Origin of the sequence: Euzebya pacifica (genome assembly GCF_003344865.1) — a bacterium.
Classification (GTDB): domain Bacteria; phylum Actinomycetota; class Nitriliruptoria; order Euzebyales; family Euzebyaceae; genus Euzebya; species Euzebya pacifica.
The window spans coordinates 2,887,507-2,908,361 of sequence record NZ_CP031165.1; the positions used below are offsets into that span (position 1 = coordinate 2,887,507).

At 71.5% G+C, this 20,855-nt stretch carries 15 protein-coding genes; 4 read left to right on the forward strand and 11 right to left on the reverse strand.

Annotation, left to right across the window (positions count from 1 at the left end; genetic code table 11):
• The 4 genes from DVS28_RS12325 to DVS28_RS12340 all read right to left on the reverse strand — a co-directional run bounded on the left by DVS28_RS12325 (position 1) and on the right by DVS28_RS12340 (position 4,528).
• Complete coding sequence (locus DVS28_RS12325) at positions 1-3,006, reverse strand: AfsR/SARP family transcriptional regulator (protein WP_164710440.1); 3,006 nt, start codon at positions 3,004-3,006, stop codon at positions 1-3.
• 96 nt (positions 3,007-3,102) lie between these two features.
• Positions 3,103-3,453, reverse strand: coding sequence for a cupredoxin domain-containing protein (locus DVS28_RS12330; RefSeq protein WP_114591716.1), 351 nt, complete (start codon positions 3,451-3,453; stop codon positions 3,103-3,105).
• 8 nt (positions 3,454-3,461) lie between these two features.
• Positions 3,462-3,836: a c-type cytochrome gene (locus DVS28_RS12335; RefSeq protein ID WP_114591717.1), complete on the reverse strand. Its 375-nt coding sequence runs from the start codon at positions 3,834-3,836 to the stop codon at positions 3,462-3,464.
• A gap of 32 nt (positions 3,837-3,868) precedes the next feature.
• The gene (locus DVS28_RS12340) at positions 3,869-4,528 is read right to left on the reverse strand and encodes an MBL fold metallo-hydrolase (protein ID WP_114591718.1); all 660 of its coding nucleotides are present in this window, start codon (positions 4,526-4,528) and stop codon (positions 3,869-3,871) included.
• A 117-nt stretch (positions 4,529-4,645) separates the two neighbouring features.
• Here DVS28_RS12340 and DVS28_RS12345 point away from each other — a divergent pair, with 117 nt between their 5' ends.
• Positions 4,646-5,509 (forward strand): S1 family serine peptidase, encoded by an 864-nt coding sequence (locus DVS28_RS12345; RefSeq protein WP_216826595.1) that lies wholly within the window; start codon positions 4,646-4,648, stop codon positions 5,507-5,509.
• A 164-nt stretch (positions 5,510-5,673) separates the two neighbouring features.
• The gene (uvrA, locus tag DVS28_RS12350) at positions 5,674-8,544 is read left to right on the forward strand and encodes an excinuclease ABC subunit UvrA (protein ID WP_216826596.1); all 2,871 of its coding nucleotides are present in this window, start codon (positions 5,674-5,676) and stop codon (positions 8,542-8,544) included.
• A 21-nt stretch (positions 8,545-8,565) separates the two neighbouring features.
• Here the strand turns inward: uvrA and DVS28_RS12355 are convergent, their stop codons facing one another.
• Positions 8,566-9,192 (reverse strand): protein-L-isoaspartate(D-aspartate) O-methyltransferase, encoded by a 627-nt coding sequence (locus DVS28_RS12355; RefSeq protein ID WP_114591719.1) that lies wholly within the window; start codon positions 9,190-9,192, stop codon positions 8,566-8,568.
• Between the two features lie 201 nt (positions 9,193-9,393).
• Here DVS28_RS12355 and DVS28_RS12360 point away from each other — a divergent pair, with 201 nt between their 5' ends.
• Positions 9,394-9,870, forward strand: a complete 477-nt coding sequence (locus DVS28_RS12360) for a dsRBD fold-containing protein (protein WP_114591720.1) — start codon at positions 9,394-9,396, stop codon at positions 9,868-9,870.
• A gap of 137 nt (positions 9,871-10,007) precedes the next feature.
• Complete coding sequence (locus DVS28_RS12365) at positions 10,008-11,378, forward strand: protoporphyrinogen/coproporphyrinogen oxidase (protein WP_164710442.1); 1,371 nt, start codon at positions 10,008-10,010, stop codon at positions 11,376-11,378.
• A gap of 124 nt (positions 11,379-11,502) precedes the next feature.
• Here the strand turns inward: DVS28_RS12365 and DVS28_RS12370 are convergent, their stop codons facing one another.
• The 6 genes from DVS28_RS12370 to DVS28_RS12395 all read right to left on the reverse strand — a co-directional run bounded on the left by DVS28_RS12370 (position 11,503) and on the right by DVS28_RS12395 (position 20,850).
• Complete coding sequence (locus DVS28_RS12370) at positions 11,503-13,080, reverse strand: cell wall-binding repeat-containing protein (protein WP_164710443.1); 1,578 nt, start codon at positions 13,078-13,080, stop codon at positions 11,503-11,505.
• 97 nt (positions 13,081-13,177) lie between these two features.
• Positions 13,178-14,800 carry an ABC transporter permease gene (locus DVS28_RS12375; protein ID WP_114591723.1) on the reverse strand — a complete coding sequence of 541 codons (1,623 nt, stop codon included), beginning with the start codon at positions 14,798-14,800 and terminating at the stop codon, positions 13,178-13,180.
• 25 nt (positions 14,801-14,825) lie between these two features.
• A complete protein-coding gene (locus DVS28_RS12380; RefSeq protein WP_114591724.1) occupies positions 14,826-15,848 on the reverse strand; it encodes an iron ABC transporter substrate-binding protein in 1,023 nt (340 codons plus the stop codon).
• Positions 15,845-17,071 carry an FEA1-related lipoprotein gene (locus DVS28_RS12385; RefSeq protein ID WP_216825994.1) on the reverse strand — a complete coding sequence of 409 codons (1,227 nt, stop codon included), beginning with the start codon at positions 17,069-17,071 and terminating at the stop codon, positions 15,845-15,847. Before DVS28_RS12385 ends, DVS28_RS12380 begins: the two co-directional genes overlap by 4 nt.
• Positions 17,072-17,135: 64 nt before the next feature.
• The gene (locus DVS28_RS12390) at positions 17,136-20,225 is read right to left on the reverse strand and encodes a lysylphosphatidylglycerol synthase domain-containing protein (RefSeq protein ID WP_164710445.1); all 3,090 of its coding nucleotides are present in this window, start codon (positions 20,223-20,225) and stop codon (positions 17,136-17,138) included.
• A gap of 13 nt (positions 20,226-20,238) precedes the next feature.
• A complete protein-coding gene (locus DVS28_RS12395; protein WP_164710446.1) occupies positions 20,239-20,850 on the reverse strand; it encodes a cupredoxin domain-containing protein in 612 nt (203 codons plus the stop codon).
• Positions 20,851-20,855: the final 5 nt, after the last annotated feature.

Here is a 20,855-nt window from a genome sequence, read left to right on the forward strand (position 1 = left end):
TCAGGCGCAGTCCGCGCACTCCTCGACGTCGCGCTGCTGCACGGCCGGGGCCGGCAGCCGGTGCAGGCGGCGCAGCGACGAGGCCCGAGCCAGCATGGCGCTGCAGCGCACACCCTCGCCGTCGCGCGCCGCAACCCGCGCGAGCTGCTCGCAGGACGCAGCCGTGACGCCCACGTCGGCGTGCCGCTCCCCGGCGTCGAGCGCCGCCAGCAAGACCGCGGTCACCTCGCCCGGGTCCACGGCGTCGTCGTCCAGCAGCGCTGCGCCGAGCCCAACCCTCGCTGCGGCCGCGGTGATCTCGACGCCCCCGGCGTCCAGGTGCGCGATCGCCTCGAGGTAGCGGGCCTTCGCGGCTGGACGGTCGCCTCGCAGCCGGGCTGCCGTGCCGCGGCCGAGTGCGATCAGCCCTTCGGAGGTCGCATCCGGGACCTGCACGGCGACCTGCTCGGCCTCTGACAGCTTGCGCTCCGCCGTGACGGGGTCCCCACGGTGCAATGCTGACTCGCCGAGCTCCACGAGCGCCCGCAGGAGGTTGTTCGGCAGGCCGCACTCGGTGGCGACCGACACGACCTCCGACAGGAACCGCTCGGCCTCGTCGGTCCGGCCCGCAAGACGCATCGCCATGCCCAGGTGCAGCCGCACCGCCGAGCGTCCCCAGGCGTCGCCCAGCCGATCGAAGGCCGCGGCGGCGCGCTCTCCCAGCCCGATCGCCGCATCCGGGTCTCCCGCGTGCATCCGCAGCTCCATCTCGACGAAGTCGGCCAACGCCGATCCCCAGGCGTCGCCCACGGCGGCCAGCCGAGCTCGCGCAGCCGCGGCCTCGGCCACGGACGGCAGCGGGTCGGCGGCGGCGACGCCTTCGACGGCTGCGAGCAACGCCGAGACGGCCGCGGGACCCTCTAGGCCGAGGTCCTCGAGGAGCGCGCGGCTCTCTCGCGCGGCCGCCGCGGCGTTCGCGTGGGGGTGCACGATGCAGCCGGCGGGGCGCAGCACCAAGGACAGCGACTGCAGCGCCCGCGCGCGTGCCTCCGACGGGCGCGGCGGCGCGGCGGCGAGCATGGTGGCCAGCCGCCCTCGTCCGTCGGCTTGTCGGCCGACGTACCAGTACCAGCCGAGCGAGGCGGTCAGCCGCAGCCCGAGGTCGGCCTCGTGCTCGGTGTGCGCCTCGGCCCAGTCCAGAGCTGCCCGCAGGTTCGCCTCCTCCGCGCCCACCAGCAGCAGCCAGCGCCGCTGGTCGGGGCCGCGGAGTCCTTGTTCGGCGTCCTCGGCGAACCGGGTGAAGAAGTCCGCGAGGCGTCGGCCGGTGCGCTCGGCGTCGTCGGGGTCGGCGCGGAGCTGCTCGGCGGCGTACAGCCGGACGGTCTGCAGCAGGCCGAACCGGCCGTCGTCGGTGAGGGTGACCATCGACTGCGCGACGAGCCGGTCGAGCAGGTCGAGGACGACGACCCCGCGTTCGGCACACACGTCTTCGGCCGCCTCCACCGTCCAGCCACCGGCGAAGACGGACAGCCGGCGCACCAGGCGTTTCGCCTCCTCCGACAGCAGGTCGTAGCTCCAGTCGATGACCGCCCGGAGCGTCTGGTGACGTGCCTCCGCGGTCCGGGGTCCCGCGGTGAGGACGCCGAAGCTGTCGTCCAGACGTGCCAGCAGCTTCTCGGGGACCAGGACGCCGACGCGCGCCGCGGCGAGCTCGATGGCCAGGGGCATGCCGTCAAGACGCTCGCAGATCTGCGCCACCACGGGGTCGTCCTCGGAGATGCCAAGCCCGGGTCGCACCGCGTGGGCGCGGGCGACGAACAGCCTGGAGCCGTCGGCCGGGGGCAGTGGCGGCAGCGGCACCTGCACCTCCCCGTGCACGCCGAGCGCCTCACGGCTGGTGGCGAGGACGCGGACGCCGTCGCCGGCGCCAAGCAGGTCCTCGACCACGTGCGCACACGCGTCGATGAGATGCTCGCAGTTGTCCAGCAGCAGCAGGACCCGGCGCTCGTGCACCCAACGGCGGACATGGGTAGACGGATCGGCGTCGGGCCCGACGTCGAGGCCGATAGCCCGCGCGATCGCGGCCGGGATCGCCGCGCCGTCGTCCAGCTCAGCGAGGCGCACCAGCCAGCAGCCGTCACGGTGGGCGCTGGTCAGTTCGCGCGCGAGCGCCAGCGCGACGGTGGTCTTGCCCGCACCTCCCGGACCGGTGACCGTGACGACGCGGTGTACCGCGAGCGCCTCGCGCATCTGAACCAACTCGGCCTGGCGTCCGATCAGCGGGTGCAGGGCGGCTCCGATGTTGCCGCTGGTCGCCTGCGCGGCTGCCGGCGGCGCGAGCGCGGGGTCGTCGGCCAGGATCTGGCCCTGCAGCTGCCGGAGCGCGGCCGACGGCGGGAGACCGAAGCCCTCGTCGAGCACGCGGTAGCCGTCCTGGTAGATCTCCAGCGCCTCGGCGGTGCGGCCGCTGCGGTGCAGCGCCAGCATCAGCTGGCCGCGGAGCCGCTCCCGCAATGGATGCGCGGCAAGCAACGCCCGAGCCTCGCCGATGACCTGCTGGTGGCCACCTGCGGCCAGGCGCTGCTCCAGCAGCTCCTCCAGCGCGTGCGCGTGCAACTCCAGCAGCCTGGTGCTCTCGGTCCGGGCCCAGTCCAGCTCGATCATCTCCAGGAACGGGTCGCCACGCCACAGCGCCAGCGCCTCGGTGAACCGCCTGGCCGCCAGGAGCCGCTCGAACGCCACGAGGTCGACCTCGACCCCGTCGGCGAGGCGGTAGCCGGGCGGCTCGTGGATCACGGCCCCCGGAAGCGCCCGGCGCAGCTTGGCGACGCGCACCTGCAGCGCGTTGACCGGGTCGGCAGGCAGGCTCGCCCCCCACAACCCGTCGATCAAGCGGTCGGCGCTGACCGCACGTCCTCCGGCCGTCGCCAGCATCGCCAGCAGACTCCGCTCCGCCAGAGGCAGGGGGATCGGCGGGGAGTCGGGGTCGAACCGCACCACGAACCGGCCGAGCACATCGATCTGCACCACGCCCTCCTCGCATGGACGGTCTCCACGGCCAGCCCTGGAGAGGAAAGACTAATCGCTGATCTCCGCCCTGCCCCGGTGCTTCGGAGCATTCCCTCACCTGACTCGCAGTCTTGCCTCCATGCCTGCTTCCCGGTGGCCTTCAAGCGCGCAGTAGACGTCGTATTCCCCGGCGGGGAGTGCGGGGAGCCGATAGGGCACCGATGCGTCCTCGAACACGGCAAGATGTACAAGGATGTCGTCGGGCAGGCCATCGACGGTGAAGTCGTGTGGAACGGTCCCTGTGTTGGTGAGGGTGAGCTCGAACCCTTCGGTGTCGGCGGGAAGGTTGATCGTGGTCGGCCGGTAGGCGAAGTCGTCCATGACCAGCTCGTTCGTGGTCACCGGTGCCTGGCAGCCGGCGCCAGCCACGGCGACGATGGCAAGGAGCACCCGAAGCGTGCGCACGGGCTGGACTAGTCCAGGAGGCCGGCGGCCTGCTGCTGCGCACGGACGTAGGCGACGATGTCGGTCACGTCGTCGTCGCTGACCCCGTCGATCGGGGGCATCGGCCCGAAGCTCCAGTGGTGCGGCTGGACGCCGTTGCGGACGGCGAAGAGAAATGAGATGTCGGCGTGATGGTTGGGGAGGTAGACGGCGTCGAGGTGCGGCGGTCCTTGGTCGGTTCCGCGCAGGTCGGCGCCGTGGCACTGAGCGCAGTTGGCTTGGTACAACTCCTCACCGACGGCGACATCGGCGGTGGCCCCGTCGATCGGTCCGTCCGTTGAGGGAGTGCCGGCGCAGCCGGCGAGGAGCACGAGCAGGGCGGCCGCCGGGAGATGTGCGCGCATACCCCCCAAAAGGTATCGCGGAGCGTGACGTGTCACCATCCACGCTCCCGCCACTCGTCCAGCTTGGGCCGTTCAGCCCCCAACGTCGTGTCATCACCATGACCCGGGTAAACCCACGTCTCATCGTCTAGAATGAAGAGACGCTCGGTCACGGCCCGATACGCAGAGTCAAATTCCTCGGGACTTGTGGTCCTGCCAATCCCGCCCGGGAACAGGGTGTCGCCGGTGAAGAGGTGGCGGTCGCCCAGCAGGGCCGACGTCGACCCGGGGGTGTGGCCGGGGTTGTGGATCAGCCGCACCGACGCCTCACCGAACGTCAGCACGTCGCCGTCGTCGACATGACGGGACGCCTCGACCGGGATCATCTCGGCGTCCGCTGCGTGGTGCACCACCGCCGCGCCCGTGGCCGAGGCGACCGCCTCCAGCGCTTGCCAGTGGTCGCCATGCCCATGCGTAGTCAGGATCGTCGTCACCGTCACCCCCGCGTCGGCGATCGTGGCCAGCAGGGCCTCGGCGTCGTTGGCCGCGTCGATCAGCAGGCCCTCGCCCGCCGAGGACAGCAGGTAGGCGTTGTTGTCCATCGGGCCGACCGACTGCTTGCGGACGACCACCTCGGTGCCGTCCTCCAGGGTGACCGTTCGCTGGGCTGCCGCGCCGCCGGATTCCACGTGACCGTTCTCGGGATACGTCATGGCGTCGTTCTACCCGACGCACCCACCGCAGAAATGTTCCTCGCCCGTGTTAACGAAACGACGGTTGCGCCGTCTACCCGTCGATACGCCGCACCACCTACTCAAGGACACCTGCTCGTGACCGCTGCCCGCCGCTCCCTGCTCGCGCCTGCCCTGGCGACCCTCGTCGTCCTGCTGCTGACCCTCGCCTCGACCCCGGCCACCGCCGACCCCCAGTGGGCATCCGTGGACGACGCCACCATCCACCCCGGGGTGCAGATGTACACCGACGGCGCCCAGTGCACCGCCAACTTCATCTTCTACTCCACCGATGCCCAGACCGGTGACGTGGCCGACATGTACATCGGCTACGCCGCCCACTGTGCGGGCCTCGGCAGCCAGACAGACACCAACGGGTGCACCACCCAGTCCCTGGCCTACGGCACCGAGGTCGACATCGCCGGCGCAAGCCAGCCCGGCACCCTCGCCTACTCGTCGTGGCAGGCCATGCAGGACGCCAACGAGACCGACGCCAACGCCTGCGCCGGCAACGACTTCGCCCTGGTCCTGATCGACCCGGCCGACCACGACAAGGTCAACCCCTCCATCCCGTTCTGGGGCGGTCCGCAGGGCATCAACACCGATGGCGTCTCCCTCGGTGAGCGCATCTTCTCCTACGGCAACTCCAGCCTTCGTCCCACCGACTCGATCCTCTCCCGCAAGGAGGGCTACGCCGTCCAGACCGGATCCGGCGGCTGGCTGCACACCGTCTACACCACCAGCCCCGGCATCCCCGGTGACTCCGGCTCCGCCTACCTCGACAGCGAGGGTCGCGCCCTCGGCGTCGTCTCCACCCTGGCCCTGGCCCCCCTGGCCCTGTCCAACAACGTCAGCGACCTGAACAAGGCGCTGGACTACGCGATCACCAACGGCGGCCTCGACATCCAGCTGGCCGAGGGGACCGAGGTGTTCGCCCCCGGTCTCGGCACGATGCTCGGCTGATCCGCCTCAGCACGACATCACGCCGCAGGGCCGACCCGGGGAGGGGAGGCCCTGCTGGCGTTTCGGGACCCAACTCGTACACTCGTTCGAGTGACACCTGCACCATTCCGGCACGAGGATTGCCATGTGGCTCCCGTTGCCGCCACGGGTAGGTTGGGCAAGCCGTGACTTCAGCCCGCCCCAGCCCCGTTTCCGCCCCAGCTGACACGCTCCGCATCGCCGGCGCCCGAGAGCACAACCTCAAGGACGTCGACCTGGAGCTTCCCCGTGATGCCCTGATCGTGTTCAGCGGTCTGTCGGGCTCCGGCAAGTCGAGCCTCGCCTTCGACACGATCTACGCCGAGGGACAACGTCGCTACGTCGAGTCGCTGTCCGCCTACGCCCGCCAGTTCCTGGGGCAGATGGACAAGCCGGACGTCGACTTCATCGAGGGCCTCTCCCCGGCGATCTCGATCGACCAGAAGACGACCTCGAAGAACCCCCGGTCGACCGTCGGCACGATCACGGAGGTCTACGACTACCTCCGCCTGCTGTTCGCGCGCATCGGCAAGCCGCACTGCCCCAGGTGCGGCCGACCGATCACCCGGCAGTCCGCCGAGCAGATCGTCGACCAGCTCGAGGCGATGCCCGAGGGCGAACGGTTCATGGTCCTGGCCCCGGTGGTCCGCGGCCGCAAGGGCAACTACTCCACGCTGATGAAGGAGCTGTCGGCCAAGGGCTTCGCCCGTGGCCGCGTCAACGGCGAGATCGTCGACCTGGCCGACCCACCGGACCTCGAGCGCTACGAGCAGCACGACATCGAGGTGGTCGTCGACCGGCTCGTCGCCAAGGGCAGCGAGAACCGGCGCCGCCTGACCGACTCCGTCGAGCAGGCGCTGGACCTGGCCGAGGGCGTGGTCGCGGTGCTCACGGTCCCGAAGGAGGGCGAGGGGGAGCACACGATCTACTCCGAGCACCTCGCCTGCCCCTACGACGGCCTCAGCTTCGACAAGCTCGAACCGCGGTCGTTCTCCTTCAACACCCCTTATGGCGCCTGCACGGCCTGTGACGGCTTGGGCATCCGCAAGGAGGTCGACCCCGAGCTGGTCATCGCCGGTGAGGACATCTCCATCGCCGACGGGGTCCTCATCCCGTTCTCCACCGGACCGCAGCAGCGCTACTTCGCCCAGGTCCTGACCGCCGTCGGCGAGGTCAAGGGCTTCGACGTCACCACCCCGTGGAAGAAGCTCAAGGCGCAGCACAAGCGGGTGCTGCTGCACGGCATGGACAAGAAGGTCCACGTCTCCTACAAGAACCGCTACGGCCGCCAGCGCAGCTACAACGCCCAGTTCGAGGGTGCGATCCCGTGGCTGCAGCGCAAGTACCTCGAGACCGACTCCGACTACCAGCGGGACAAGATCGAGGAGTTCATGCGGGAGGTGCCCTGCCCCACCTGCAGCGGTGCCCGCCTGCGTCCCCTTCCGCTGCACGTCCTCATCGACGGCAAGTCGATCGCCGACGTGTCGGCCCAGTCGATCCTGGAGTCCGAGGCGTTCTTCGCTGGCCTCGAGCTCGACGCCCGCGACTCGATGATCGCCGCACCCGTGCTCAAGGAGATCCAGGAGCGCCTGCGGTTCCTCCTCGACGTCGGCCTGGACTACCTGACCCTCAGCCGTGCGGCGGGCACCCTCGCCGGCGGCGAGGCCCAGCGCATCCGCCTGGCCACGCAGATCGGTTCCGGCCTGGTCGGCTGCCTCTACGTCCTCGACGAACCCTCCATCGGGCTGCACCAGCGCGACAACGAGCGGCTGATCGAGACGTTGATCCGGCTCAGGGACCTCGGCAACACCGTGCTCGTCGTCGAACACGACCGCGCGACCATGGAGGCCGCCGACCACGTGGTCGAGATCGGCCCCGGTGCGGGGGAGCACGGCGGCGAGATCGTCCACACCGGCACGCTCAAGGGGCTGATGGACAACGAGAAGTCCATCACCGGTGCCTACCTGTCCGGCAGGCGTCGCATCGAGATCCCCGAGACCCGACGCAAGCCGAGGAAGGGCCACCACCTGACGGTGCGGGGTGCCCGCGAGCACAACCTGCAGAACGTTTCGGTCAAGTTCCCGCTCGGCGTGTTCACGGCCGTCACCGGCGTGTCCGGCAGCGGCAAGTCCACCCTGGTCAACGACATCCTCAAGCGCTCGCTCATGCGGCACGTGTACGGCTCCCGTGTCGTCCCCGGCGCCCATCGCGGCATCGACGGCCTCGAGCAGGTCGACAAGATCGTCGGCATCGACCAGTCGCCCATCGGGCGGACCCCACGGTCCAACCCGGCCACCTACACCGGTGTCTTCGACCACATCCGCAAGCTCTTCGCCGCCACCCAGGAGGCCAAGGTCCGCGGCTACCAGCCGGGACGCTTCTCCTTCAACGTCAAGGGTGGCCGCTGCGAGAACTGCAAGGGCGACGGCACGATCAAGATCGACATGCAGTTCCTGCCCGACATCTACGTGCCGTGCGAGGTCTGCAAGGGAGCGCGCTACAACCGCGAGACGCTGCAGGTGCACTACAAGGGCAAGACGATCGCCGACGTCCTCGACATGCCGATCGAGGAAGCCCTCGGCTTCTTCTCCAACCTGACCGCCATCGCCTCGCACATGCAGACGCTGGTCGACGTCGGCCTCGGCTACGTCCGGCTGGGCCAGGCCGCCACGACCCTGTCGGGCGGCGAGGCACAGCGCGTCAAGCTGGCGTCGGAGCTGCGCAAGCGCTCGACGGGCCAGACCGTCTACATCCTCGACGAGCCGACGACCGGCCTGCACTTCGAGGACGTGCGTCGCCTGCTCGACGTCCTGCACCGCCTGGTCGACAAGGGCAACACCGTCATCGTCATCGAGCACGACCTCGAGGTCGTCAAGACGGCCGACTGGATCATCGATCTCGGTCCCGAGGGCGGGTCCGGTGGCGGCACCATCGTCGGTGAGGGTGCGCCCGAGAAGATCGTGGAGACCCCCAACAGCTACACCGGCAAGTTCTTGGCACCGCTGCTCCAGGGCTGATCGGCAGCGGTCCGGGGCGTGTCAGTCCTCGTCGGCGAAGCCCGCTTCGCCGATGAGGGGCACGAAGCGGACCTGCATCAGCTGTTCTGGCCCGACCGACTCGGTTCCCCGCCGGATCCAGCGCTGCAGGCTCGACCGGTTGGGTGGTCCCACGGGGATCACCAGGCGTCCCCCGTCGGCAAGCTGCGCCAGGAGTGCCGGGGGCACCTGCGGTCCGGTCGCGCCGACCGTGATCGCGTCGTAGGGGGCGAGGTCCGGCCAGCCGAGCGTGCCGTCACCGACGACCAGCACGACGTTGTCGAGGCCGCCCAGTGCAGCCGTCGCCGAATCGACCAACGACGGGTGGCGGTCGATGGACACCACCGACCGCGCCAGCCGCGACAGGATCGCCGTCTGGTAGCCCGAGCCGGTCCCCACCTCCAGCACCGTCTCGTCGCCGGTCAGGTGCAGCGCCTGCACCATCCGGGCGATCAACGACGGCTGGCTGGTCGTCTGGCCGTCCCCGATCGGCAACGGCGCGTCGCGGGTGGCGGACGGCTTCTGGGCGCTCGGGAGGAAGGCCGTTCGATCGACGGCCCGGACGGCATCGAGGACCCGTTCGTCCTCCACACCAGCCTGGCGACAGGCGTGGACGAGCGAGGCGGTCACGACGGCTCCTTCCGGTTGGCGTGTCGACCACGACCATAGGTGGACCAACGGCGTTCGTGCGGCGCGCGCCGAAGCCTGAACGAGCTTCAGTATGTCTGGACGGGATGATGATCGCGGGCGTACGGTGGCGCTGGAGGGTCGATTCGTGGCCCCCGCGCGCCACCCTCCCGTCCCATCGTCCGGCAAGAGGAGGATCCCGACATGAACGCTCGACCCGGTGGCCGGATCTGCGTGAACTCGTCCAGCCCGTCCGCACCGCCACGGATGGGAACCGTGCTGGACGTCAAGCCCGGGGTGACCTCGCCCTTGTACCGGGTGGCGTGGGACGACGGGAGCGAGACCACCCTCGTCCCCAGCATGGGCGCGGCGGTCGTCACCGCCGACCATGCCCACCACGACGAGGTGCCCGAGGCGACCTTCGGGTGCCGCATCGACGTGACCATGCGGGAGAAGGACGGCGAGTGCCTGGCGGTAGCCACCCTCGTCACCCCGCGGGGGTCGTTCAGCGGCGAGGGTGAGTCCCACCGCCACCCCGACGACACCGACGTCCCGATGATCGGTGAGGAGCTGGCGATGGGGCGTGCGCTGAAGCACCTCGGCAGGAACCTCACCGCGGCAGCCATGGAAGCCATCGAGGACCACGAGTCGCGGCCCATCCACCTCCTCAACCCCATCTGAGGAACGCCGGACGACGACCCGCCCCGGCCAGCCGACCGGGCGGCTCGGCATGCGCGTGTGCCTAGGCTCTGTGCAGCCATGCCCTCCCTCCGTTCCCCGATCGCCACCCCCCACCACGTCCGCCGACGGGGGGCCTCGTGACGGCGTCGACGGAGGTGCTGGTCGTCGGTGGGGGACCAGCTGGGCTGGCTGCCGCCTTCCTGGCCGCCCGCGAAGGACACCGTGTCGTGCTCCTCGAGGCCGGGCACCGAGTGGGGGGCATGGCGGCCAGCGTCGACATCGCAGGGCAACGGGTCGACCTCGGCAGCCACCGCCTGCACCCTGCCGCGTCGCCCGGGTCGATGGGACTGCTCCGCGAGCTGCTGGGCGATGACCTCCAGGAGCGCCAGCGCCGCGGACGCCTCCGGCTGCAGCAGCGTTGGGTGAAGTTCCCCCTCCAGCCGCCGGACCTCGCCCGCAGCCTGCCACCGAGGACAGCGGCATCGATCGGCACCGACCTGCTGACCGGCGCGATGCGGCGCGAGCGACCCGCCAGGGACACCTACGCCGACGTCGTCAGGGCGAGGCTCGGCCCGACCGTCCTCCGGGACTTCCACGGGCCGTACGCCCGCAAGCTCTGGGGTGTCGAACCCGAGACGCTGGCCGGTGAGCTGGCCCGGCGACGCATCGCCCTGACCGGGCTCGGCGACGTGGTGGCCAAGCTGCGTCGGACGGCGACGCCGACCGGGCGACGGTTCCTGTATCCGCGGTTGGGCTACGGCCAGATCGTCGATCGCCTGGCCGAGGAAGCGGCCCGCAGCGGCGCCGACGTGCGGATCGGCAGCCGCCCCGTGGCCGTGGTGCCCGGCAAGGACGGCGTCGAGGCGACGCTGGCCGACGGGACCTGCATCCGTGCCGGCCGGGTGCTGTGGACTGCCCCGCCGACGGCGCTGGCGGCCGCCACCGGGCTGCCGGAGGTGCCACTGGCGCACCGCGGTGTCGCGCTGGTCTACCTGGTGGTCGAGGCGGACCGGTGGCTGGACTGGGACGCCCACTACGTGCCGACGCCCGAGGTGGGTTTCGTCAGGCTCTCGGAGCCGAAGAACTACCGCGACGGCCCTGATCCCGACGGGGTCACGGTGCTGTGCGCCGAGGTGCCCTGCACGGCCGGCGACGAGACCTGGTCGGCCAGCGACGACGAGTTGGGCGCCATGGTGCTCGACGGCATGGCCCGGCTGGACCTGCCGCTGCCGCACGTCGCCGCGGTCGAGGTCATCCGCCTGCCGAACGTCTACCCCCTGCTCACCGTCGACGGAATCCAGGAGGTCGCCGCCGCACAACGCCGGACCGAACGGCTCGACGGGATCACCGTCCTGGGCCGACAGGGCCTCGGCGTGGCCGACAACCTGCACCACGTCCTGGACATGTCGCGGGCCGCTGTCGCGTGCCTGCGCCCGGACGGCGGCTGGGACGCGCGTCGGTGGGCCCGTGCCCGGGCGGGGTTCGACGACCACGTCGTGGAGGACTGAGCGCCCACAGGACTGTTCACTTACGGCACTGCACACAGCAGGACGGGCCGCCCGAGGTGGGCGACCCGTCGGTTGCTTGGTACGTGACCGCTGTCACGTGGGGGGTGGGGTCAACCAGGTGGGATCAGGTCCACTCGGCCTTGCCCACGCCGTACTTCTCCACGGGGGTGCCGTTGGCGTCGAGGTCCAGCGCACCGTTGCCGTTGCCGTCCACGACGACCAGCACGGTGCAGTCCGGGGACTGCGAGGCAAGGCGAACGTCGATGTCGCCGTCCTCGTCGACCTCGGCCAGGAAGATGGCGCTGTCGTCCACGTCCACACCGTTGACCTGCGCGATGCGAGCCTGGCCGGTGTCGGTCGTGGCGAACCCGTCGGCATCGCCGTCGTTGTCGGCGTCGACGAACGTGTCGACGTCCGAGCCGGTCACGTCGGCGTTCTCGCACGGGAAGAGCACGAGGTCCAGCGGACCGTCGATCGGCTCTCCGTCGTAGCGGCGGGCCATCGTGAAGTCGTGCACGCCCGGGGCCTCGGTGCTGAGGGCCTGCTGCGGCGTGACCGTGTAGGTCTGCGTCACGGCCGGGGTGTCGTCACCCCCGTCGCCGTTGTCGGCGCAGGACTCGGCGAGCCCTTCGGCACCGTTGGCGACATCGACGGACACGGCTTCGGGGCCACCAACGATCTGCAGGACCTCGAGGGTCGGGCAGCTTTCGGTGAACCACGAGCCGGCCTGTTCGCCGAGCAGGTCGCGGTTGGCGGTCAGCAGGATGGGCGCCTCGAGCTGGCCGGACAGCTGTCCAGCGGTCACGGCATCGGGGAAGGCATCGCCTGCGGCAAGGATGGCGGTGGTGTCCTCGAACCAGCCGGCGTCGAGGAACCAGTCGGCCACGATCGCGGCGGTGTCGGTACGGTTGATGCCACCCAAGCGGGTCGTCAGGCGGCCGTCGCGTTCGATCTCGTCGAGGACGTCATCGCTGATGGCGTCGGGGCCACCGATGGCGATCACGTGTTCGGGATCGAGGTCGACGAGCGCATCCCGGGTTGCCTCGGGAAGACTGGTCGGGTCGGTCAGCAGCAGCGGGATGGCGCCGTCGTTGGCGGGACCGCTGATGGAGAGGGCGTCGGGGAAGTCGGTGCCGCTTGCGAGCACGACGGTGGGCAGGTCCTCTGCCCCGAGCTCGGGCAGGCCACCGGCGATGGAGCGGGTGGTCTGGGCGATGTTCGCCGCGGACTCGTAGGGGTCGTCGTCGCCGACGCGGGTGACGGCGTAGTCCTCGGCGAGCTCGTCCTCGACGTCGCTGGTGATGGCCGCAGGGCCGCCCAGCAGGGTCACGCGCTCCGCGGCCATGGTCCGCAGGGCGTCAGCGGTGGTGTCGGCGAGGAAGTCCGGCGGGGTCAGCAGCATGGGTGCATCGAGCGCACCGGCAAGCGCGGCCCCCGCAAGGGTGTGGGTGAAGTCATCGGACGGACCGACGACGACTTCGTCGCTGCCCTCGGGATAGGCACGTTCGGCAGTGGCGACGGCGGTCTCGAGCCGGGTGGGTCCCTCGGCACGGGCCGGCTGCACGTCCTCGACGGCCGAGGCGATCGGGGCGACGACGAGGCTGGCCGCGGCCAACGCGAGGATCGCGAGGACGACCACCAACGACGCGCGGACTCCGCTGCGCATCGGACGGTGCGAAAGGTGTTCGGTCAGGGTGTTCAACGTGTCACTCCTCACTGGATCGCGTGAAGTGGCTGTACTCGAACGCCTACCCGGGACCCCCGGGGGACCGAAACATCGCGCTGGCCGACCAGGCCGATCAGGCCAGCGCGTCGGTGCGGCGCAGCACCAGCAGCCAGGTCAGCACGCCGGACAGCAGCACCAGCACCAGGGCGACGATGCTGGCCTCGGCCCAGAACGCGTCCTGTGTGGCTGCCCACACGTCGGTGGCCAGCGCGCGGAAACCTGGCGGGCTCAGCAGCAGTGTGGCGGGGAGCTCCTTCAGGGTCGACAGCAGCACCAGGCCACCGCCGGCCAGCACCGACGGCAGCATCATCGGCAGCTCGACCCGGACGAGTCGCCTGAACCGACCGGCCCCGAGCGTGCGGGCGGCCTCGACGACGCTGTCGGGCAGCGCCTCGACCCCGACCTGGGACGCTCGCAGCGACTGTGCGCCGAAGTGCACGACGTAGGCGATCACCAGCAACGGCAGCGTCTGGTACAGCGCTGCGACGACGCTGGGGCCGCGGAGGACGAAGAACGAGAGGCTCAGCGCGATGATCAGGCCGGGCAGCGCGAACCCGGTGATGACCAGCCCGTTGGCGGTGTCGGCCGCACGACCGCGACGTCGGACGGTCAGGAACGCGATCGGCAGGACCACCACGGCGGCCACCACCGCCGCGAGGATGCCGGCGGTGGCGCTGCCCAGCAGCGGCGACAGCAGCTGCGACGGATCGCTGAGGACCGAACTCGCCCGGGTGCTGCCGGCCGACAGGCCGCGGACGGCCCAGTAGACCAGCACGACGAGGGGGCCCACCAGCGCAGCCGTCGTCACGCCGGCCACGAACAGCAGGCCCAGCGGGCGTCGACGGCCCATCGCCCAGCGCAACCCGGTACGCCCCCGCACCGAGGACTGTCTGTCGAGCCCCCGCAGCCGGCTCGTGGCCGCCCGTTCCAGCGCCGCGGTCAGCAGGGCCAGCACGCCCAGCTGCAGGGCGAACGCGCTGGACACCGGTCGATCCAGCAGGTTGCCGAAGATCACGCGGGTGAGGGTGTCGTAGCGGAGCAGCTGGGGCAGGCCGAAGTCGGAGACGGCGTACAGGAACACCAGCAGCGCCCCGGCGAGGATGGCCGGCGTCACCTGCGGCAGGACGACCCGGCGGAAGATGGTCGCCGGTGACGTGCCGAGCAACCGGGCGGACTCCTCGAGGTTGGCGGGCAGCTGCCGCAGTCGGGCGACGACCAGCAGGAAGACGTAGGGGTAGGTCAGCAGCGTCAGGATGGCAAGCGCCGCCCAGAAACCCTCCACCGCGGGCAGGGACAGCCCGAGGACCTCGTCGGTCAGGCCGCCGGGTGCCAGGGCCGCCTGGATCGTGAACGCGCCGATGTAGGACGGCAGCACCAACGGCAGCGCCAGCATGATTCCCCATGCCCTGGCGCCCGGCAGGTCGGTGCGTGCGACCAGCCAGGCGCACGCCGTTCCCAGGACCGAGGTGGTCAGCGCCACGCTCGCCCCGAGCACGAGGCTGCGCCACAGCGGTGCGAGGTTCGACGGGTCCGTCAACGCCTCGACGACCGGGGCACCGAGGGTCCACGACTGCTGGACGAGGAACAGCAGCGGCAGGGCGAACACCGCCGCGAGCGCCAGGGATCCGACGCGCAGCCCACGGCCGCCGGTGTCGCCGGCCGCGGTCCGGGGCGCACCGTCGTCGGCCCCGTCCACAGGGGACGGGGCCGTCGTGATCGGATCAGCTGGCGAGGCCACTCTCCCGGATCAGCTCCAGCGTGTGTTCGAGTCCGCCACCGAGCTCGTCGATGTCGAAGGGGGGAACGTCCAGCGTAGCCAGCGGCGGGACGCCGTCGGCAGGCTCCACTCCGACGGCCAGCGGGTACTCGAAGGTCTCCTCGGCGAAGTAGGTCTGTGCCTCCGCCGCCAGGAGGAACTCGACCAGCTGCCGGGCCTCGTCGGCCTGGTCGGTGCCCTCGACGACGCTGATGGGCGAGGCGATCAGGAGGGCGCCGATGTCGTCGCCGGCCAGCAGGTGGTTGCGCGAGGGCAGACCGGGGTCCTCCTCGAGGAACCGGTAGTTGTAGTAGTGGTTGACCAGGCCCATCGCGACCTCGCCGCGGCCGACGGCCTCGACGATGGCGTTGTTGTTGGCGTAGGTGGGCGCGCCCGTCTCGACCAGCCCCTCGAGGAACTCCACGGTCCGCGCCTCGCCCTCGACCTGCACCATCGCGGTCACGAAGTCCTGGAACGAGCCGTTGGAGGGGGCGACGGCGACCCGCCCGGCAAGCGGCGGCTCGAGGATCTCGAAGACCGACTCGGGCAGCTCGGCCGGATCGACGAGGTCCTCGTTGTGGACGAGGACACGCTGTCGACCGCTCACACCGACCCACAGGCCGTCGGCGTTGCGGAAGCGCTCGTCGACGAGGTCGAGGGTCTCCTGTGGCAGCGGCGCGAGCATGCCCTCACCGGACAGGAACCCGGTCGCGCCGGGGGACTGGCTGTAGAAGACGTCGGCGGGAGTCCGGTCACCCTCCTGCTGGATCAGCAGGGCAAGCTCCGCGGAGTCGCCGTAGCGGACCTCCACCGAGATGCCAGTCTCCTCGGCGAACTGCTCGAGGATCGGGTTGACCAGGCTGGAACCCCGCCCCGAGTAGATGGTGACGACGTCGTCGCCGCCAGTGGAGCAGGCGCCGAGCGTCAGCAGCATGGCTGCGGCGAGGACGACCCTCACGATGCGGGTGGAGGTGGTGGGGCGGCTCACGACAGGGTGCCGATCTCGGCGTCGTCGATGCCCAGCTCGGCCAGCGCGGGCGCCAGTGCCTCGCGGACCACGTCGCCGTCGCCGGTGCCCGGCTCGGCCGACAGGTCGTAGATGGCGTCGATGGCGGTCAGGTCGAGCGTGGACAGGTCGACGCCGGCGTCGGCCAGCAGCGGCCGCAGGACGCGGAAGAAGGCCAGGCCCTCGGCCTGGTGGGCCGCGGCGGCCTCGAGGTCGCCCTCGGCGACGTCCTGGGCGGCGACGGTGGCGTAGCGCACGCTCGCCTGCGTGTAGGTGACGATCAGGTTGCGGAGGATCTCCTCACGGGCGGCGACGGCGGCGTCGACGTCACCCTCGAGCAGGGCATCGCGCCCGGCTTCCATGGCCGCGAGGATCGCGACGTTGGACTGCGCGGTCCCGTCGTCGGTGGCGGTGCCGAAGTTGTCGGCCCGGCTGTCGGCGGTGGCGTAGGGGGCGCAGCCCGGCTCGGCCCCGTGGTAGAAGGCCCAGGCCTCGTCCCAGTTGTGCGGGGCACCCTCATCGGCGTCCAGCTCGCCTGCCTCGGCCTTGTCGATGGCGGCGTTCAGCTCGTGCACGGTCCAGGCGACCATGATCTGGTTCTGGACACCCTTGGCGATGCCCTGAGCGCGGGCACCGTCGCCGGCGTCGGCGAAGATCCCCTCACCATCGAGGGCGGCCGTCACGAAGTCGTCGAGCGGGGTCGCGGCGTCGAAGGTGGCGGCGACGGCGTTGTTGCGGTCCTCCGCCGTGGCGAAGCCGGCCAGGGAGCGGACCGAGCCATCGCTGTTCACGGAGTGCACACCGTCGGTGTAGATCTCGCGGATGGCGTCGTAGTCGATCGGGTCGGCGCTGCGGAGCTCGTTGATCACGCAGACGTCGCGGACCACGAGCCGGTGGGCGGAGACGTCGGAGGCGTAGGTGTAGCCACCGTCGCCGTCGACTTGCTCGACCTCGGGCGCCGTCCCATCTGCAGCGGTGCCGCTGGCCGACCCGCTGCCGGATGCCGGCGCGCTGGCGGAGCCGCTGCCGGATGCGCTGCCCGACGAGGACGCGCTGCTGCCGTCCTCGGTGCCGATCTCGCGGACGGTGGCGCCGTCGTCGGTGGCGCAGGCACCCAGGAGCAGGGCGCCGGAGAGGGACATCGCGATGGCGACCGTCCGCAGGCGCGGCGAGGCGAGGCGGTCAGGCATGGAGTGGGAACGCACGGTGGGGTCTTCCTGTCGATCGTTGGGGCTGTGGACTGGGCGTCGGGCGGTGGGCAACGGTCACCTACGCGGCGAGTCGAGGGGAGTTCAGCTGCCGCCACACGGTCGGGACGACCCGACGCAGGTAGCGACCGAGGCGAACGAAGCTGCGCCCGGACTCGCGGAAGCGGTAGGTGATGGGCACCTCGGCGTAGCGGTAGCCACGGCCGAGCAGGTCGATGGTGAGGACCTGGGCGTAGTTGTAGTCGTGCGGGATTTGGGCGTCGGCGGCGGCGCCGGGGGAGAAGGCCCGGTAGCCGGTCTGGCCATCGCTGACGGGTTGGCGGACGGTCCAGCGGACCCACGCCGTCAGGACGAGGTTGCCTGCACGACGATGGGGCCGCATCCACTCGATGTCTCCGGCGAACCGGCTGCCGCCCACGTAGTCGGCGTCACCGTCCAGGATCGGGGCGACCAGGTTGCCGAGCTCCGCGGGGTCGTACTCGCCATCGGCATCGCAGAAGGCGACCGCAGCTGCGTGCTGCTCGACCGCCCAGCCGAGCCCGGTCCGCACCGCCGCGCCGAGGCCCAGGTTGGTGGGGTGGGGGACGACCACGGCGCCGGCGGCGACCGCCTCGGCCACCGTGTCGTCGGTCGACCCGTCGTCGATGACGGCGACGACCACCGGGTGGCCATGCACGGTGGAGGGGGCGCGACGGACGACGTCGGCCACCCGCGGGCCCTCGTTGTGCGCGGGCATGAACAGCACGACCGGGGCATCCGGTTCGGTGGCCCTCGCCGGGACGGGACGCTCGACGGCTCGCCGCGGCAGCCGGAGGTTGCCGAGCAGGCCGGGTGAGGGGACCCAGAGGGCCACGGCCCCGACCGCGATGCTGTAGGCGGTCTTCACGGCGTGCAGGCCGATCGCGATGGCGAGGCCCGTGGCGACGGGAACCCCGGCGGCAGCCAGCCCGGCGGTGGCAGCGGCCTCGTAGGAGCCGATACCGCCCGGCGCGACCGCGACGAGCTGGCCTGCGATGGCGGCGGCCAGCACCACGACGGACTCCGCGGCGGTCAGCTGGACCCCGAAGACGCCCGCGACCTGGTGGACGAGGACGGCCTCCAGCAGCCAGGCAGCGGCGGTCAGGCCGATGACCGACAGGCCCGGCAGCCCCCCTGCGGGGAGAGGACCGGCGGCTGCCGACGTGGGGGAGGTGCGGCGGGCGATGACCAGCCAAGCGGCCACACCGAGGGCCGCGACGATGCCGGCGACGACCCCACCGATGGGCCCCAGCATGCGGGTGACGACGGCCGGGCCGGCCAGCATCCCGAGGACCAGGAGGACCAGGACGTCGCCGCTGCGCAGCAGCACGGTCGACGCCGTCGCCGCCCCGGCCTCGACGCCCGCGCGGCGGACGACGGACACCACACGCAGGGGTTCGCCCATCCGCAGCGGGAGGACGTGGTTGCCGCCCAGCGCCAGGTGGATGCCCGCCAGGGCCTGGCCGAACGACAGGCGGGGGAGGACTCGCTGCCAGGCGACCGCTCGCAGGACGAACGCCAGGCCGAAGGACGCCAGGCCCAGCAGCAGCCGTCCGGGCGATGCCGACAGCGTGTCCCACGCGGTTCGAAGGGCAGCGGTGTCGACGGTCCGGACGCCCCACACGGTGACGCCGACCGCCAGCACCGACCCGACGGCGATCGCACCCGCGCGGACGAGTCGCCGCACGTCGACGGCCTCGTCCGACGCCGTCACGACGTCGGCACGACCGGCGCGGCGCCACGCGGCCACGGCCGACCCGACCAGCAGCACGGCCCAGACGAGCAGGAGGACGTCGTCGGCGACCCCCGCGCGCCGGCCGTCCGGCAGGAGCCCGATCAGCGCCCGCCGGATCGGCGATCCCGACTCGGCGAAGTCCACGATCAGGACCGGTCCGCCGGTCGTGGCCTCCACGGCCAGCCAGACCCATCCGACGATGCCGCTCAGCAGGGCAGCGAGCCCGGCGGTGAACGCCGTTCGGGACCGCAGCAGCGTGTCCGCGGCCCGGGCGAGGACGATCACCAGCAGCGGCAGGACGACCACGACCTGCCGGCCGGGGGACCACCAACCGTGCATGGTCAGGGCGACGAAGGTGGCCGTCAGCCAGCCGCCGGCGGCAGGGGCGAGCAGCGCCCAGCGGTCGGTCACCCGCTGGCGCAGCACCACGGCGACGGCTGCCGGCAGGGCGAACCACGCCGGTGTCCACGCGGCGATGCCGAAGTCGGCGTCGACCAGCAGCCCGACCAGGCGCTTGGCACGTCCGAACGGGTTGGGGGCGTTGCCGACCACCGACAGCTCCCCCCCGGACACGAAGTGATCGCCAGCGGCGTAGACGGTCCAGCCGCCGTACCAGAGCTGGTGGAGCCCGAGATAGGCGATCCCCGCCAGGCCGAGGAGGCCCGCACCCACCCAGACGAGCTGTCGGTGCCCGTCACGCCACCATCGGACTCCCGCGAGCAGCACCACCACGGCCGCGACGGGCGCGTACTTCACCGCAAGCCACGGCAGGGCAACGATGGCGGCGACGAACCCGAGGACATGGCGCAGCCCGACACGCGGGGCGGTCAGCACGGCCACGGCGACCATGACGGCGAGGGCCGCGGGCACCTCCGGATAGACCTGTGTGCCGTAGCTGGCCAGCGGCATCGCCGCGGACAGGCCACCGACGACCAACCCGGCAACCGCCGGTCGCACCTCGAAGCGCCGCACGGCGACCCAGGTGGTCAGCCCGGCCAGCAGGGCGGCGAGGATCGCCAGGGTGGCCTTGGCCGCCGGCCACGCCGCGTCCGGTGGCAGGGCCATGGCGGGGGCCAGCAGCACACCCAGCAGTGGGTCGTGCGGGCTGACTCGTCGGCCGCTCGCGTCCAGCGGGGTGGTCTGCTCGTCGAGCGCGATCTCGTGGAAGGGCCGGAAGGCCTCCTCCTCGATCTCGTCGGCGATGTCGAGGCTGCCGTCCCGGGCCAGGCCCAGCGCGGTGAGCAGGTAGTAGGGCTCGTCGCCCGACGTCCGTGCGCCGTAGGTGGCCCGAGCGCCAACGCCCACGAGGGATCCGACCAGCGCCACGAGGGCGCTGGCCACGACCCAACGGGTCAGGAGGGCGCGGCCGGTGGCCTGCCCGGCACGGACGTCGGTCATCATGAGTCGTCGATCAGGAGACGGTGAGCGTGCCCTGCATGCCCAGCTCGTAGTGGGTCTCGCCGTCAGCGGTCTCGATGATGCAGAAGAGGGTGTACTCGCCCGGCTCGAGGTCGTAGGTGGCGTTGCAGGTCTGGCCGGAGCTGAAGGCCTCGAGCTCGAAGGCGCCGGCGTCCTCGAGCGCAGCCTCGTCAGGGGCGCCGTCGGTGAAGGGCACCTCGCCGCCGCCGGGCAGGAACGCCAGCTCGTGGTTCTCCGCGCCCTGGTTGTCCAACGCGAACGTCACGATGCCTGAGGGTGCCTCGACGGACTCGGGCTCGTAGCCGTAGTCGACGGCGACGATGTCGATGGTCTCGATCGCGTCGGCTTCCATGTCGGGGTTGACGGGGGCACAGGCCAGCTCGCCGGTGCCGGTCGCCGACGCCGAGGACGAGGCCGACGACGAGGAGGAGCCGGACGCCGACGATGACGAACTGCCGTCCTCCTCACCGAGCGTGGTGACCGACGCACCGTCGTCGCTGCCGCACGCCGTCAGGGCGAGGGCCGACACGAGGGCGAGGGCAAGCACACGCCGCGTCGTGCGGGCGGTGCGCCTGGGGCGGGGAGACGCGGTGGTCACGGGCATGGTCG